Annotated in this window: 13 protein-coding genes and 1 tRNA gene; 8 read left to right on the forward strand and 6 right to left on the reverse strand. The window is 62.5% G+C overall.

Annotation, left to right across the window (positions count from 1 at the left end; translation table 11 throughout):
* Entirely contained in the window at positions 1–1,419 is a 1,419-nt protein-coding gene (locus tag CXB49_RS13270; RefSeq protein WP_101708845.1) for an alkaline phosphatase family protein, read from the forward strand.
* 50 nt (positions 1,420–1,469) lie between these two features.
* Here CXB49_RS13270 and CXB49_RS13275 read toward each other — a convergent pair.
* Together CXB49_RS13275 and CXB49_RS13280 are read right to left on the reverse strand one after the other, a co-directional pair.
* Positions 1,470–1,545: transfer RNA gene (locus CXB49_RS13275), tRNA-Asn, on the reverse strand.
* 94 nt (positions 1,546–1,639) lie between these two features.
* Entirely contained in the window at positions 1,640–4,618 is a 2,979-nt protein-coding gene (locus CXB49_RS13280; RefSeq protein ID WP_101708846.1) for an Rne/Rng family ribonuclease, read from the reverse strand.
* A gap of 527 nt (positions 4,619–5,145) precedes the next feature.
* Between CXB49_RS13280 and CXB49_RS13285 the strand changes: the two genes are divergently transcribed.
* From CXB49_RS13285 to CXB49_RS13315, 7 genes are all read left to right on the forward strand, one after another.
* Positions 5,146–6,084 carry an RluA family pseudouridine synthase gene (locus CXB49_RS13285; RefSeq protein WP_101708847.1) on the forward strand — a complete coding sequence of 313 codons (939 nt, stop codon included), beginning with the start codon at positions 5,146–5,148 and terminating at the stop codon, positions 6,082–6,084.
* Positions 6,084–6,740, forward strand: coding sequence for an HAD family hydrolase (locus CXB49_RS13290; protein ID WP_101708848.1), 657 nt, complete (start codon positions 6,084–6,086; stop codon positions 6,738–6,740). Before CXB49_RS13285 ends, CXB49_RS13290 begins: the two co-directional genes overlap by 1 nt.
* Positions 6,716–7,084 carry a Rieske 2Fe-2S domain-containing protein gene (locus tag CXB49_RS13295; protein ID WP_101708849.1) on the forward strand — a complete coding sequence of 123 codons (369 nt, stop codon included), beginning with the start codon at positions 6,716–6,718 and terminating at the stop codon, positions 7,082–7,084. Before CXB49_RS13290 ends, CXB49_RS13295 begins: the two co-directional genes overlap by 25 nt.
* 31 nt (positions 7,085–7,115) lie before the next feature.
* Entirely contained in the window at positions 7,116–8,054 is a 939-nt protein-coding gene (locus CXB49_RS13300) for a S49 family peptidase (RefSeq protein WP_101708850.1), read from the forward strand.
* A gap of 19 nt (positions 8,055–8,073) precedes the next feature.
* Entirely contained in the window at positions 8,074–8,871 is a 798-nt protein-coding gene (gene motD / locus CXB49_RS13305; RefSeq protein ID WP_101708851.1) for a flagellar motor protein MotD, read from the forward strand.
* The gene (locus CXB49_RS13310; protein ID WP_101708852.1) at positions 8,868–9,458 is read left to right on the forward strand and encodes a malonic semialdehyde reductase; all 591 of its coding nucleotides are present in this window, start codon (positions 8,868–8,870) and stop codon (positions 9,456–9,458) included. The genes motD and CXB49_RS13310 overlap by 4 nt, the downstream gene beginning before the upstream one ends.
* A gap of 263 nt (positions 9,459–9,721) precedes the next feature.
* Positions 9,722–10,216 carry an Lrp/AsnC family transcriptional regulator gene (locus CXB49_RS13315; protein WP_101708853.1) on the forward strand — a complete coding sequence of 165 codons (495 nt, stop codon included), beginning with the start codon at positions 9,722–9,724 and terminating at the stop codon, positions 10,214–10,216.
* A gap of 171 nt (positions 10,217–10,387) precedes the next feature.
* Here the strand turns inward: CXB49_RS13315 and CXB49_RS13320 are convergent, their stop codons facing one another.
* From CXB49_RS13320 to CXB49_RS13335, 4 genes are all read right to left on the reverse strand, one after another.
* On the reverse strand, positions 10,388–11,641 hold the full coding sequence (locus CXB49_RS13320; protein WP_158300845.1) for an acetyl-CoA carboxylase biotin carboxylase subunit family protein: 1,254 nt from the start codon (positions 11,639–11,641) through the stop codon (positions 10,388–10,390).
* Between the two features lie 100 nt (positions 11,642–11,741).
* Positions 11,742–12,974, reverse strand: a complete 1,233-nt coding sequence (locus CXB49_RS13325; RefSeq protein ID WP_101708855.1) for an ATP-grasp domain-containing protein — start codon at positions 12,972–12,974, stop codon at positions 11,742–11,744.
* 42 nt (positions 12,975–13,016) lie between these two features.
* The gene (locus tag CXB49_RS13330) at positions 13,017–13,973 is read right to left on the reverse strand and encodes an NAD(P)-dependent oxidoreductase (protein ID WP_158300846.1); all 957 of its coding nucleotides are present in this window, start codon (positions 13,971–13,973) and stop codon (positions 13,017–13,019) included.
* 4 nt (positions 13,974–13,977) lie between these two features.
* Positions 13,978–15,246 (reverse strand): MFS transporter, encoded by a 1,269-nt coding sequence (locus tag CXB49_RS13335; protein WP_101708857.1) that lies wholly within the window; start codon positions 15,244–15,246, stop codon positions 13,978–13,980.
* Positions 15,247–15,259 lie beyond the last annotated feature (13 nt).

The following is a 15,259-nucleotide window of genomic DNA, read 5'->3' on the forward strand; positions in this document are numbered from 1 at the left end:
ATGCCGCGCCTGCTGGTTCTGAACGTCGTCGGCCTGACGCCCAGGCTGCTAAGGCACGCGCCGGCGCTGCGGCGACTGGCCGAACAAGGCTGCGCGCGGCCGCTGGCCGCGGTGACCCCGGCCCTGACCTGCCCGGCCCAGGCCACCTATCTGACCGGCCAGCCGCCGTCGCGCCACGGCTGCGTCGGCAACGGCTGGTATTCGCGCGAGCTGGCCGAGCCATTGTTCTGGAAACAGAACAACGGCCTGATCGACGGCGAGAAGCTGTGGCACGAGGCGCGGCGCCGACACGCCGACTTCAGCTGCGCCCAGCTGTTCTGGTGGTACAACATGTACGCCGACGTCGAATGGAGCGTGACGCCGCGCCCGATCTACAAGGCCGACGGCCGCAAGATACCGGACTTCTACAGCGCGCCGGCCGAGCTGCACGCCGAACTGCGGCAAAAGCTCGGTGATTTTCCGCTGTTCCAGTTCTGGGGCCCGGCCAGCGGCATCGCCTCCAGCCGCTGGATAGCCGATTGCGCGCTGCACCTGTACCGCAGCCGCCAGCCTATGCTAAGCCTGGTCTATCTGCCCCACCTCGATTACTGCCTGCAAAAGTTCGGGCCCGACCATCCGTCCATCGCCGCCGAAGTCGCGGCGGTCGACGCCCTGTGCGAGGAATTGATCGCCGAGGTCCGCGCCGACGGCGGCCGCGTGCTGGCGCTGTCCGAATACGGCGTCACCGCCGTCAGCGGCGACGTGGCGATCAACCGGGCGCTGCGGCGCGCCGGGTTGTTGCGGGTGCGGCAGGAGCAGGGGGAGGACAAGCTGGACTGCGGCGCCTCGGACGCCTTCGCGCTGGCCGACCACCAAGTGGCCCACGTCTACGTCAGGCGGCCGGAGCGGGTGGCCGAGGTGAAGGCGCTGCTGGAGCGGCTGGACGGCGTCGAGCTGGTGCTGGACCGGGACGGCAAGCGGCTGTACAGCCTCGACCATCCGCGCGCCGGCGAGCTGGTGGCGATCAGCCGGCCGGACCGCTGGTTCAGCTACTACTACTGGCTGGACGACGCGCAAGCGCCGGACTTCGCCCGCACCGTCGACATCCACCGCAAGCCGGGCTACGACCCGGTCGAGCTCTTTCTCGATCCGCGGCTGCCGCTGCCCAGGCTCAAGATCGCCTGGACGCTGCTTAAGCGCAAGCTCGGCCAACGCAGCCTGCTGGATGTGATACCGCTGGACGCCTCGCTGGTGAAAGGCTCGCACGGCCGGCCCACCGACGACGCGGACGCCGGGCCGCTGCTGATCAGTTCGGAGCCGGACAGCCTGATCGGCGACAGCGTGCCGGCCACCGCGGTGCGCGACGTCATTCTGGCCCACCTGCAAGCCAATCCGCTGTCCATGCGGCACGACAGCGTCACGGCCACCGTGGCCCGGTGATCGGCTAAATGAAAAAAGCCCGCACATTTCTGTGCGGGCTTTTCGAATGCTGGCTCCCCGAGCAGGGCTCGAACCTGCGACCTGCGGATTAACAGTCCGTCGCTCTACCAACTGAGCTATCAGGGAACGTATAGAGAAAGCGATTTTAAGCTAGCTACAACCTTCTGTCAACACCTCCGGCAACGGAGAAGGCCGCCGGCCTTCCCCGTTCCGAGCGCGATCAGTTGTTGCGGGTCTCCACCTGGACCAGCGGCGCCGACTGCTGCGCGTCGGCGTCGGTCGCGCCGGCCACGTCGCGGCGGCGCGGACCTTGCGGCAGATCCGGCTCGGCCAAGGCCTCGGCTTGCGCCGGCTTGGTCGACACCATCACCAGACCGCCCAGATCCATCGGCTTGGCCTCGACCTGCGGGGCCGCGACCGGCTGCGCCGCCTTCGGCGCCACGACGGCTTCCGCCACCGGCAGCGCTTCGGCTTCGACTTGGGTCTCGGCTACCGGCTCGGCCTGCTCGACGACGACCGGAGCGACTTCCGCCACCTGGATCGTCGGCTCGGCTTCGACCGCTGCCTCTTGCTGCGGAGCCTCGGACTTCAACGCCTGCTCATCGGCCACCTCGACCGCCACCGGGGTCACCACCACCACCTCGGGTTCGGACTCCAGCACGACTACCGGGGCAACGGCCACCGGGGCTTCGACGACGGCTTCCACCGGCGCGGCAAGCTCGGCTTCGACAACCGCTTCGGCAGTCGCCACCACCGGGGCCGGCGCGGCTTGCGCCTGCTCGGCGACCGGCGTTTCGGCCGGTTTGGCTTCGGCGGCGTCGGCCACCGCTTCGGCGGCCACGGCCGTCACGGCGATGGCGATGCCTGCGGTTTCGGCCAAGGAGGCGTCGCCAGTCTCGGCGGCGGCGCCGTCAAGCTGGGCTTCCGGCGTGTCGCGGCGACGGTCGCGGCGACGACGACGACGACGTTCGCTGCGCTCCTGCTCGGTCTGCTCGCCTTCGGCATCCAGGTGCAGCTCTTCCTGCACCGGCTTCTCGACGGCCTCCGCCGGGGCGGCGGCCGGCGCCTGACGGCGACGCGGCTCCTGCTGCGGCTTGTCCTGCTTCTCGGCCTTCTCGCTCACGCGCTCCTCGCGCGGCGCCTGCTCGCGGACTTCCTTGGCTTCGCGCGGCTCGCGGCTCTCGCGTTCGCGGCGACGGTTGCCGCGCGGCTCGCGCGGCTGCTCGTTGCGCTCTTCGCGCTCGCGGCTCGGCGCCTCTTTGCGTTCGGTTCGCTCGCTTCGTTCGGCGCGTTCGCCGTCCTTGCGCTCGGCGCGGTCTTCAGCCTGGCGGCGCGGCGGCTTGCCGTCGTCCTGGCCCTGGCGGCGCTGTTCGTGCTCGCGGCGGGCCTGGCCGCCGGTGCGACGCTCCTGCTGACGCCCGCGGTTACCGCGCTGCTCGTTGTTGCGGGCGGCCGCCGGCTTCTTGCGGGCTTCCGGCTCCGGCGCCTTCTCGGGCTCGGCGAACAAGCCCTTGAACCAGGCCGTGATGCCTGCCAGCAGGCCAACGGACTCAACCGGCTTGGCGGCGGCTGCGGCCGGCGCGACGGTCGGCGCCGGCTGCTGCGGCGTGATGCCCTTGACGGCGGCTTCCTGGCGCTCGACCTTCGGCTTTTCCTGGCCGAAGTTGGTGATCACATCTTCTTCCTGCACTTCCACGCGGCTGTAGCTCGGCGCCTCGCCCAATTCGGCCAGGTCGTCGTGACGCACGCGCACGATCTTGTAATGCGGGGTTTCCAGATGGATGTTCGGGATCAGCACCACGTCGACGTCGAGGCGTTCCTCGATCGAATGGATCTCGGCGCGCTTCTCGTTCAACAGGAAGGTGGCCACGTCCACCGGCACCTGCGCGTGCACCGCGCCGGTGTTTTCCTTCATCGCCTCTTCCTGGATGATGCGCAGGATGTGCAGCGCCGACGATTCGGTGCCGCGGATGAAGCCGATGCCGTGGCAACGCGGACATGGCTCGTGGCTGGTCTCGCCCAAGGACGGCTGCAGACGCTGACGGGACAGCTCCAGCAGGCCGAAGCGGGACAGCTTGCCCATTTGCACGCGGGCGCGGTCATGCTTCAGAACGTCGCGCAGGCGGTTTTCCACGTCGCGCTGGTTCTTCGGGTTTTCCATGTCGATGAAGTCGATCACCACCAGGCCGCCCAGGTCGCGCAGGCGCAGCTGGCGGGCGATCTCTTCCGCCGCTTCCAGGTTGGTCTTGACCGCGGTTTCCTCGATGTCGGCGCCCTTGGTGGCGCGAGCCGAGTTCACGTCGATGGAGACCAGCGCTTCGGTATGGTCGATCACGATGGCGCCGCCGGACGGCAGCTGCACGCTGCGCGAGAAGGCGGTTTCGATCTGGTGTTCGATCTGGAAGCGGGAGAACAGCGGCACATGATCCTTGTACACCTTCACACGCGACAGCATGTTCGGCATCACATGGCTCATGAACTGGCGGGCCTGATCGTGAATTTCATCGGTATCGATCAGCACTTCGCCGATGTCCGGATGGAAATAGTCACGGATCGCGCGGATCACCAGGCTGCCTTCCTGCAGAATCAGGAACGGCGCGGACTGGGCACCGGCGGCGCCCTCGATGGCGCGCCACAGCTGCATCAGATAGCCAAGGTCCCACTGCAGCTCTTCCAGATTGCGGCCGATGCCGGCGGTGCGCGCGATCAGGCTCATGCCATGCGACACTTCCAGCTGCGACAGCAGATCCTTCAGCTCCTGTCGCTCTTCGCCCTCGATGCGGCGAGACACGCCGCCGCCGCGCGGATTGTTCGGCATCAGCACCAGATAACGGCCGGCCAGGCTGATGTAGGTGGTCAAGGCCGCGCCCTTGTTGCCGCGCTCGTCCTTCTCCACCTGCACCACGACTTCCATGCCTTCGCGCAGCACGTCCTGAATACGCGGACGACCGCCCTCATAGCCCTGGAAATAGGAGCGGGACACTTCCTTGAACGGCAGGAAGCCGTGACGCTCGGTGCCGTAATCGACGAAGCAGGCTTCCAGCGAAGGCTCGATCCGGGTGATGATACCCTTGTAGATATTGCCTTTGCGCTGTTCCTTGCCTACGGTCTCGATATCGAGATCGACGAGCTTCTGCCCGTCGACAATCGCGACGCGAAGCTCTTCGGCTTGCGTCGCATTGAACAACATACGTTTCATTTACATTCCTTGCGCAGCACTCACGCAAGGATGCAGCCAGTATTTGACGGCCCAGTGACTATCGATGGGCGCTTTCCGAAAGAAGTGTCGATGTAAAGATCGAGAAAAACAGGTTTGATAACAAGCCGACTTCCTGATTTGGGTCACATGCGGTCCCGCAATTCTGTGCGCAAGCGGCGCATCGGCGGTATCGCCGATCCTGCCCTCAGGGCAGGACAAACATTGACGGAACGACGGCATGCCGGGTCAAACTTCGCTGCAAAATCTCCTGACTGGCTTTGCATCAGGAAATGGAATACTCGTGAGTGCGTTATGCGTATAAATGCATTACCATCGCTACTTTTCGGTGAGCGAGTTAACCTTGGCTGCGGCTATGTCAGACGGCGTCGGGTCAGGGTCTCACCCTGCCGGCCACCTCGGATTTCCGCAGCAGCGTCACGCGATACGAGCCGTGACCTTGGCTTTCCGTTCAGAGCTGCCCGCGCAGGCGCTTGGCACCAGCAGACAGCGCCATAAGTATAAGCAATATGACAGACATTCGCAAAGATTCCGTAACCTTCCTTGAAGTGACCGCAGAAGATGCCGGACAACGACTGGACAACTACCTGCAGCGCCTGCTGAAGGGGGTGCCCAAGAGCCACGTCTACCGCATCCTGCGCTCCGGCGAGGTCCGGGTGAACAAGGGCCGCAGCGACGCCAGCTACCGCGTCGCCGCCGGCGACGTGCTGCGCATCCCGCCCATCCGCATCGCCGAGCGCGCCGAAAAAACGGTGCCGGCCGCCACCTTCCCGGTGGTGTACGAAGACGACGCGCTGCTGGTGATAGACAAACCCGCCGGCGTCGCGGTGCACGGCGGCAGCGGCGTGTCCTTCGGCGTCATCGAGCAATTGCGCCGCGCCCACCCCGACTGGCGCTACCTGGAGCTGGTGCACCGGCTGGACCGCGAGACCTCCGGCCTGTTGATGCTGGCCAAGAAACGCTCCGCGCTGGTCAAGCTGCACGACATGATGCGCGACAACGTGCCGGACAAGCGCTATCTGGCGCTGGGCGGCGGCCAGTGGCCGGAGAACGTCCGCCAGGTGAAGCTGCCGCTGTACAAGTTCCACACGCCGGACGGCGAACGCCGCGTCAAGGTGGCCGACGGCGACGACGGCCAGTACGCCCACACCAACTTCGCCGTCCAGCAGCGCTACACTGAATTCACGCTGGTGGAAGCCCACCTGCGCACAGGCCGCACCCACCAGATCCGCGTCCACATGCAGGCCAATGGCTGCGCGATCGCCGGCGACGAGAAATACGGCGACTTCGCGCTGAACAAGGAACTGGCCCGGCGCGGCCTGAAACGGATGTTCCTGCACGCCAGGAGCTTGTCCCTGCCGCATCCGCTGACCGGCGCGCCGCTGAAGCTGGAGGCGCCGCTGCCGCCGGAGCTGCAGAAATTCCTGAAAACACTGGAGCCGCGCTGATGCGAGAATTCGATCTGGTAGTGTTCGACTGGGACGGCACGCTGATGGACTCCACCGGCCACATCGTCCACGCGATACAACAGGCCTGCCGCGAGCTGGCGCTGCCGGTTCCGTCGCGCGAGGCCGCCAGCCACGTGATCGGCCTCCGGCTGGCCGAGGCGATGCAGCAGTTCTGCCCGCCGGACCGGGCGGCGCAGATGCCGGAACTGGTCGACGCCTTCCGTCGCCACTACCAGACCAATCTCGATCGGGTCACGCTGTTCGACGCCGCCCGCGAAACGCTGCAGGCGATACGCGACACCGACGCCTTCGTCGCCATCGCCACCGGCAGCAGCCGCGCCGGCCTCGATCGGGCGCTGGCCGCCTCCGATATCGCCGCGCTGTTCGACGCCACCCGCACCGTCGACGAATGCCACTCGAAACCGCATCCGGACATGCTGCTGCAGCTGGCCGGCCATTTCGGCGTGACGCTCGACCGCACCGTCATGATCGGCGACACCAGCCATGACCTGCTGATGGCGAATAACGCCGGCGGCCACGGCGTCGGCATCAGCCACGGCGCCCACGACGACGCCGAGCTGGAACGCTGCGAGCCGCGCGTCATCGTCCATTCGCTGCCCGAACTGTCGACATGGTTGCTGCCGCGCCTGCGCTGATCTGCGCCTCGGCCGAACTGGAGAACGGCGGCGACGCCCGCCGCTTCGAGATCGAGCGCGCCGACGGCCGCCGCCAGGCCGCCTTCGTCGTCCGCTACCAGGGCCGGATACACGGCTACCTGAACCGCTGCTGCCACATACCGGTCGAGCTCGACCTGCAGGACGGCAAGCTGTTCGACCTCACCGGCCACTATCTGATCTGCAGCATGCACGGCGCGCGCTATCGGCCGGACACCGGCTACTGCACCTGGGGCCCGTGCCGCGGACAGTCGCTGACGGCGCTGGACGTCGGCGAAAAAGACGACAAGGTCTGGCTGAATGTCATGCCCGATGAATTTTGTTAGACTCTGAGCACCATCCTGGAGCGAACCCGCCATGAACAACGACCCGAACTGGGAACGGCAGCTGCTGGAAAGACTGGCCAGCGCCGCACTGATAGAACAGCGCCGCAGCCGGCAATGGAAAATCTTCTTCCGCCTCGCCTGGCTGGCCGTCATCGGCTTCATCGCCGTCAGCCTGTTCATGCGCGGCGAGGACAAGACCGGCGCCAGCCTGACCGGCGGCGGCCACAGCGCGGTGATCGAGCTGGACGGCGCGATCAGCAGCGAGAACGACAGCGGCAAGAAGATGGTGGAGGCGCTGGAGTCGGCCTTCCGCGACAAGGGCACCAAGGGCGTGATCATAGACGCCAACAGCCCCGGCGGCAGCCCGGTGCTGTCCGGCATGGTCTACGATGAAATCCGGCGCCAGAAGCAGCGCCACGCCGACATTCCGGTCTACGTGGTGGTCAGCGAGGTCTGCGCGTCCGGCTGCTATTACATCGCCTCCGCCGCCGACAAGATCTTCGTCGACAAGGCCAGCATCGTCGGCTCGATAGGCGTGCTGTCCGACGGATTCGGCTTCACCGGCGCGATGGAGAAGCTCGGCATCGAACGCCGGCTGAAAACCGCCGGCGAAAACAAGGCGATGGGCGATCCGTTCTCGCCGCAGAACCCTAAGCACGAGGCGATACGCCAGCAGTTGCTGGACGACATCCACCAGCAATTCATAGCGGCGGTGCGCGCCGGCCGCGGCAAGCGGCTGAAGGATGATCCGCAGATGTTCAGCGGCATGGTTTGGCTCGGCGAGAAGGCCATCCCGCTGGGGCTGGCCGACGGCTACGGCACCGTCGCCTCGGTGGCCCGCGACGTGGTCAAGGCCGACAAGACCGTGGACTTCACCCGCCAGGACGACTTCTCCAGCCGCGTCGCGCGCCGCATCGGCGTCGAATTCGCCGGCGGCGTCAAATCGCTGTTCAACACCGAATTGTTCTGACCCGACGACGGAGGCTGACATGGCGTCGCGACGCAAACGGCACGAGGAAGAGCACGAGAACCACGAGCGCTGGCTGGTTTCCTACGCCGACTTCATCACGCTGCTGTTCGCCTTCTTCGTGGTGATGTACGCGATCTCGTCGCTGAACGAGGGCAAGTACCGGGTGATGTCTTCGGCCATCATGGACGCCTTCCGCAGCGGCTCGCTGGTCACCGTGCAGACCACGCCGCCGACCGGCGGCGCCAACACCATGATAGAGATCCCGCAGACCAAGCCGATCTCCAAGGCGGTCAAGTCCGACCACCACATCGAGGAAACGGCCAAGCTCGGCGAGTTGACGCAGAACCTCGCCAAGGTGCTGAGCCCGCTGGTGCAGAGCGGCGAAGTCACCATCACCCAGAGCGACCAGGGCATCAATATCGACATCCGCGACAGCGCGCTGTTTCCGATCGGCCAGGCCGAGCCGAATCAGCAATCGATGCCGCTGATGTCCAATATGGCCAAGCTGCTGGCCGGCGTCGACAACCCGATCAAGGTGGAAGGCTTCACCGACGACGCGCCGATACGCACGCCGGCCTTCCCGTCCAACTGGGAACTGTCGGCGGCCCGCGCCGGCGGCGTGGTCAGACTGTTCCAGGAAAACGGCATCGCGGCGCAGCGGATGATGGCGGTCGGCCACGGCGCCAACCTGCCGGTCGCCGACAACGCCACCAGCGAAGGCCGGGCCCGCAACCGCCGCGTCACCATTTCGGTGCAGGCCGACGACGCCGTCGCCGCGCCGGCAACACCCCCCACCCCAATCGAGGTAAAACCATGAGCACCCCCGTTTCTCATGCCACGCTGGAACAGCTGTTCCTCAATGCCCGAACCCACAGCCACTGGCAGCCGCGTCCGGTCGGCGACGAGGTGCTGCACCAGCTGTACGAGCTGCTGAAGCAGGCGCCGACCAGCGCCAACTGCTCGCCGGCCCGTTTCGTCTTCGTCAAGAGCGACGAGGCCAAGGCCAAGCTGAAGCCCTGCCTGGCCGCCGGCAACGTCGACAAGACCGTGGCGGCGCCGGTGTGCGTGATCGTCGCCCACGACACCCGCTTCTACGAACACCTGCCCCAGCTGTTCCCGCACGCAGACGCCAAGAGCTGGTTCGAGGGCAATCAGCCGCTGATCGACATCTCCGCCTTCCGCAACGGCACGCTGCAGGGCGCCTACCTGATCCTGGCCGCCCGCTCGTTGGGCCTGGATTGCGGCCCGATGTCCGGCTTCGACAACGCCGCCGTCGACGCCGCCTTCTTCCCGGACGGCCGCTTCAAGTCCAACTTCCTGATCAATCTGGGCTACGGCGAGGCGGATAAACTGTTCCCGCGCTCGCCGCGCTTCGATTTCGCCGAGGCCTGCAGCATCCTGTAAGCCAAACGCCGGGAAAAAGCGCGCGAACCGGATCCGGTTTCGCGCGCCCCGGCAAGACCGTCCCCGACGCATCCGTCAAACCCGCACGCTCCTCGCCAATACACAGCCAGTCCGAATACCGGGCGCGGCGCAATTCCATGCCCAGTAAGCGCAGAAACTAGCCATAAAAATCCATTTTGTTCGATGGAATACTATCGTCATGCAAACGTATTCTCATCTATAATCACGCCTGCCTTAAAAGTAGAGCAGATTACCCCTACCTTATGAATGATTTCTCTTTCGCGCTCGACAAACACGATATTAAATTGCTGGCTATTTTACAGCGCGACGCACGACAAACCCAATATGACCTGGCCAAAACCGTAGCGCTCTCGCCGTCGTCCTGCTACAGAAGAGTCCAACGATTGCGGGAAATCGGCGCGATCCAGGCTGAAGTCGCCCTGGTCAATCCAGCGGCATTTGGCCAGAGCCTGAAAATGATCATTCACGTGACGCTGGAGAAGGAACAACAACATTTGAAGGACGCATTTCGCAACCGAATCTGCGAAGCGGACGAAGTTCTGGAGTGCTACAACATCACCGGCGACAGCGATTTTCTGATGATAGTTTCCGTCGGAAGCATGAGCGCATTCAATGCCTTTACCAAACAATATCTGCTATCCGATGCCAATCTGAAGGAATTCAAGACCATGGTGGTGCTGGACACTTTCAAGCACACCACCGCCCTGCCCATCCCGCAAACCGCGCAAGACAATTAAGCAAAGCGGACCCGGCCCGCAGCGCCGAATCCCACAGCGCGGCCGGACGCCAGGTCTGCCGCTTGAACCCTCGCCAAACGACGGAGCCGGCCGGCATCGGCATCATGCAGCCCCTCCCGCTCGCCGGGGCCGCGGCATGGCCGGAGCCGACCGCCCCCGGCACGCGCAAGCTCACTCGAAGCAGTCGCCCATCTCCCTGACGGTTTCAATGTCGCGCCACAGCTGATCGCGCGACTCCGCCTGCAGCTCGAGAACGAAGCAGGAGTAAAAGCCCTCTCTGGCCGGCCCGATGGCCTCGCCACCCCTCACCCGGAACTGATGCGTCTTGTAACTGGACAAGCTCTTCAACGCCTGAAGGTTTTTCAGGCCTGAAAATGTCTTCTTCGTCCTGGGGAATGGCGTCAGAATGGCGAAATGCCGATCCGCCCGCATCGCGCAGTCGATAGCCTGTCGTTTCTGCAGATTGTAGTACTGGACGTTCAGAGAGATCCCATGCGTGATTTCAAGCAAATGGTTGCGATGCGCGCCGGGCCTGGCTGCGATTTCCAGCAGCTTCGGCCCCTTCTCCGTATAGATGAACTCGACGTGGGCCACGCAAGATGTCAGCCTTAGCGCCGTCACGCCGGCCTTGGCCAGCGCATTCGCCTGCTCGCTCTCCTCCTTGCCCAGCCGGGAAGGACAGCCGCGGTAGAAATGATGGAAGTCGTTTAACCCCAGGTCCTTACCCGTTATCACATCGACAATCGGCGTCGAGTAAATCCCACCCTCTTCGTCGACGATCAGGTCCTGGGAGTGCAGCGAGCCGCTCAGGAACTCTTCCAGCTGAATTTCCGGAGCCGCGGCGTCATCCTTACCCAGCTTCCCGTAATGCTTCCTCAATGAATCCAGCATCGCGGGAAAGCCGGCATTCAGCTGATCCCAATCGTCGCACTTCTGGACAAACAGACTGGCGGCCAGATTGGTCGGCTTCAGTATCAAGGGGAAGCCGATCTTCTCGACAATCGCCGGCACTTCCTGCAGCGATTTGGCGCGGGCGAACATCGCCGTCGAATGTTCGCCTATGCAATCGACGAAGGCTTTGTGCATTGCCGTTTTATTGGTGACGAACTGCAAGGCCTCATCGCCGATGCTTGGCAGGCCGAGCATTTTTGTCACGGCCTGGTGATGAGCGACATAGGCCTCTCGCGTGTTCAATACCGCCTCGATGCTCCAGCTGCCGGCGATCTTCTCAATCAAGGCAAGCAAATCGGACGGCGATTGATGGAAGTCGAACGCTTCCACCAGCGCGAACGGGTAATGTTCCGGAAGCGCTCCCGCCGAGTTCGAATCGGCAATCAGGCCTATCGTCACACCCTGCGAAAAAAGCGTTTCAAACTCGCCGCCGCGCGCCCCGCCCAACACCAGGCATATTTTATCTTGATGCATACATCCCACCGTTGAAACCAATAGAAAGAGAAAGTCCGCCGCTTGAAAAGCGGCACGGCAAGCCGCCGCCGCCATTCACCACGATGGCCGGTCCCGTCAATCACACAATAGAAGGCTTGAGCAAACCGACCGCATGCTCGACCCGGGCCAGGGTTTCATCAGCCCGCTCGCCCTGCGCGATCACCGCGGCCAGGCGGAACTCGCCGTATTTCTTCGGCGGCAGGGTGACGGACGCGCCCTCGCCTCGCTCGATGAACAGCTCCCGAACCCCGGGCGCCGCCAAGGCTTCCTCGCGGCCGGACCACGTCTCCAGCACGCCCTCGGTTTCGGCGATCAGGAATTTGACGGAAGCATGCTTGTCGAACCGCTTGCTCAGGTCGACCTGCTCGCCGATAGCGGCCCGGAAAGCGAAAGCGCTGATATCGATGCCCAGCCCCAGCGGCACCAGATGGGTGGTGATGAAGTCGCCGCCCAGACGGCCGTTGATCTCGACGATCTTCGGTCCCTCCGCGGTATTCATCAGCTCGACATGAAAAGCGCCCTGCCTGAATCCGATGGCCTCCAGGGCCCGAGTGGACACATCCAGCATCGCCGCGCGCGACGCATCGCTCAGGCGAGCGGGGAACAAATGCTGCGTCTCGGTAAAGTTGTCCGTCGTCGTCCACTTCTCGGTAATGCCCGCGATATGCAGCTGGCCAAAGCTGGCCACGCCCTCCACGCTGAACTCATGGCCCTGCATATACTCCTCGGCCAAGAATTCTCCGGCATAGAACTGGAACATCTTGTCATTGGGATCGCTACTGACCGCCACCATCTGCTGATAGACCGAGGGCAGATCCTGCTTGCGCTCGACCTTGAAGATGCCCCTGCTGGAGCACGCGCCCACCGGCTTGAATATGAACGGATAGCCGACATGCTCTGCCGCCTGGATCAGGTCGGCCAGGGTTTTGACCATCCGAAAGCGCGGCTGCGGCACCTGCTTTTCATCCAGCGCCAGGCGCGTCAAGAACTTGCTGCGAGTCTTGGCCGCGGTGGCAGGCGTATTTCCCGGCAGATCGAGGCGCTCCGCGATCAAGGCGCAAGGCTCCACATACCGGTCCCACAGCGTGATGACGCCATCGAACTTCTGCCGCCGATGCTCCCGCTCCAGCACCGCCAGCAAGGCATCGGTATCCTCGGGATCCACTTCGATGAAACGGTCGACATAATCGGCGATCTCATCCGACAGCGATTTGGCGGCCAGGGCGATGGACAGGCCCATTTCCTTTGCCGTCAGCAGCGTGTTCTTTCTTTTCGGCGTGACAAAATCAATAACCAGGATCTGCTTCTTCACAACATTGACCTCTTTGAATGCAAACAGCTTGATAACGGGAATTCAGCGATTGACAATAAAGTCCGGCCGCAAGCCATCCAGCACGCGCTTGGCATTCAGCGCCGCCGCCTGCCTCATTTCCACAGCGGATTCGCTGGAGAAATAGGACTTATGGGGGTTTATCAAAATCCGCCCTTTCAGCCAATCCGGCGGCATGCGCCAGATGTCGATGAAGTCGCATGGGCGCGGAGGCTCCTCGGGCAGGACATCGAGCATCAAATGATTCAAGTGATTGCTTTGGAGGAATTCCAGAAAAACGTCGGGATGCACCATCGTCGACCCACGCGAGGTGTTGACGAGCGAGGCGCCCGGCTTCATCTTCTTCAAGAAGTTCGCGTCGACCAGCTCCATCGTCTCGGGCGTCGCGGGAACATGCAGGCTGATGATGTCCGCGCCGCGAACCAGCTCGTCCAGGCTATCGCGCCGGCGGGCTCCGATCTGCTCCAGCCTGGCCACTTGCTCGGCGCTCAGGAACGGATCGTAATACTCGACCCGGTAGCCTAGCGCGCTCGCGTATCCGCATACTCGGGAACCGATGCGGCCAGCGCCGATGATGCCGACCGTCGTGCACGAAACGCGCTTTGCCGGCGGTGTAACCGCTTGCTGCCATTTTTCGATATTGCTCTTGGCAAAGAAATCCAAGTACGTGATGCGCCTGGAGCAGTTCAGAATGAAAGCGATAGCCGTCTGTGCCACTTCCTCCGTGCAATATGCAGGATTATTCGACACATCGATTCCCTTTGCTTTCGCATATGCCAGATCCAGACGATCATAGCCGACACCATAGCGCTGAACGGCTTTCAGATTTGGAAATTGATCAATAAAGTCCTGATCCACCAACTGACGCCACACCATCAATACTTCAGCATTCCTGTCGAATTCCAAACTCACATCATCGCCAAGAATGCTGCGTTCGATGTCAGGATTGGTGATTCTATCCGTTATATATACTCTTGCCATGGTATTAGATACTTTGTTGAATGGTGGTGGAAGCAGCAAGCTGCTCGCCATATAGAGCCACGATCGCCGAAGCAATAGCAGTCATCGAAATGAAAACAAAGAGAGGAATCGGACCGTAATGCGTCAGAACATATCCACCGACAACAGGTCCGATTGCCAAGCCGAGATTACGAAATGTGGAGGCGCCGAAGTACGAGCCGCGCAATGAATCCGGCGCCAAACGCTCAATCAACTCCGTGGCAACCGGAAATACGAATGCCTCGCCTATGCTTATCAGGAATATGGCCGCAAAGAGGAAAAAAACAGACCATGTCTGCAAAGTCATCAGCATCATGCCCAAGGCAAAAATCACGCTGCCGGCAAGCAAGCTCATATTGAGCCCGACTCTGCGCCCGATCGCGTAAACCGGCGCATGGAACACGATGACGGTCAGCCCATTCGCGGTCAACATATAGGAAAAGTACTTGACGCCATCGGCAAACTGGCTGACCAGCACTTGCGAGATCGTGCTTTCCAGCTGGCTATAGCAAAGATTGAACAGGAGGCCGCTCAGTATCAGGTATTGCAAACGCCTATCCCCGGCCAGGACACGACAAGACGCCTTAAAGCTGCTTCTTTTCACTGCGGTCGCCGGCTCCATCCGGCTCTTACGGATGAAAATGGCAGTCAAGATCAATGCATAGCAAAGATAAAAATAGCTGGTATGCAGAAAATTCGTCCGGGAGGCATTGGCGCCCAGCCACCCCCCGATCACCGGCCCCAGCGCGGCGCCCACATTGATGGAGAAATATCTCAATTGATATATCTTCCCTTTCAGCCTTGCAGGACTCAAATCCCCCATCAATGCCGCGCTGACCGGATGAAACAAGCTGGAAAACAAGCCACAGCATGCATTCAGCAAAGAAAAAAGCATCAGCTTCATACCGATGTCCGTCTGCCCTGCCGCCAGATAGAATCCAAAAAAGATCAATGACAGCATGAAAAGGGAAGAGAACAACATCACCTTCCGGCCGATGATGTCCGATAGCTGCCCCCCAAAAAAACCGCCCAATAAGGAGGCCAATGGGGACAAGGCGACTATCATGCCGACCTGCAATGAGTTCAGCTGACTGTTCTTTATCAGAAATACGGCGATGAAAGGAATGGTCATGAAATTGGCGGCCTTGATTGCGGCAGCGCCAAATAACAGCACCCAAATCTCTTTCCTGATTTTCTCGACGGGACCCGTTACAATCATAAATTTACTCGCATAATGTGTGGCTCCCAAAATCATCGATCAAGGTTCA

The sequence above is a fragment of the Chromobacterium sp. ATCC 53434 genome (assembly GCF_002848345.1).
GTDB lineage: Bacteria > Pseudomonadota > Gammaproteobacteria > Burkholderiales > Chromobacteriaceae > Chromobacterium.

Coding starts and splice junctions, on each gene's coding strand:
- CXB49_RS13270 (WP_101708845.1), top strand. CDS start 1: ATGCCGCGCCTGCTGGTTCTGAACGTCGTCGGCCTGACGCCCAGGCTG.
- CXB49_RS13280 (WP_101708846.1), bottom strand. CDS start 4,618: ATGAAACGTATGTTGTTCAATGCGACGCAAGCCGAAGAGCTTCGCGTC.
- CXB49_RS13285 (WP_101708847.1), top strand. CDS start 5,146: ATGACAGACATTCGCAAAGATTCCGTAACCTTCCTTGAAGTGACCGCA.
- CXB49_RS13290 (WP_101708848.1), top strand. CDS start 6,084: ATGCGAGAATTCGATCTGGTAGTGTTCGACTGGGACGGCACGCTGATG.
- CXB49_RS13295 (WP_101708849.1), top strand. CDS start 6,716: ATGGTTGCTGCCGCGCCTGCGCTGATCTGCGCCTCGGCCGAACTGGAG.
- CXB49_RS13300 (WP_101708850.1), top strand. CDS start 7,116: ATGAACAACGACCCGAACTGGGAACGGCAGCTGCTGGAAAGACTGGCC.
- motD (WP_101708851.1), top strand. CDS start 8,074: ATGGCGTCGCGACGCAAACGGCACGAGGAAGAGCACGAGAACCACGAG.
- CXB49_RS13310 (WP_101708852.1), top strand. CDS start 8,868: ATGAGCACCCCCGTTTCTCATGCCACGCTGGAACAGCTGTTCCTCAAT.
- CXB49_RS13315 (WP_101708853.1), top strand. CDS start 9,722: ATGAATGATTTCTCTTTCGCGCTCGACAAACACGATATTAAATTGCTG.
- CXB49_RS13320 (WP_158300845.1), bottom strand. CDS start 11,641: ATGCATCAAGATAAAATATGCCTGGTGTTGGGCGGGGCGCGCGGCGGC.
- CXB49_RS13330 (WP_158300846.1), bottom strand. CDS start 13,973: ATGGCAAGAGTATATATAACGGATAGAATCACCAATCCTGACATCGAA.
- CXB49_RS13335 (WP_101708857.1), bottom strand. CDS start 15,246: ATGATTTTGGGAGCCACACATTATGCGAGTAAATTTATGATTGTAACG.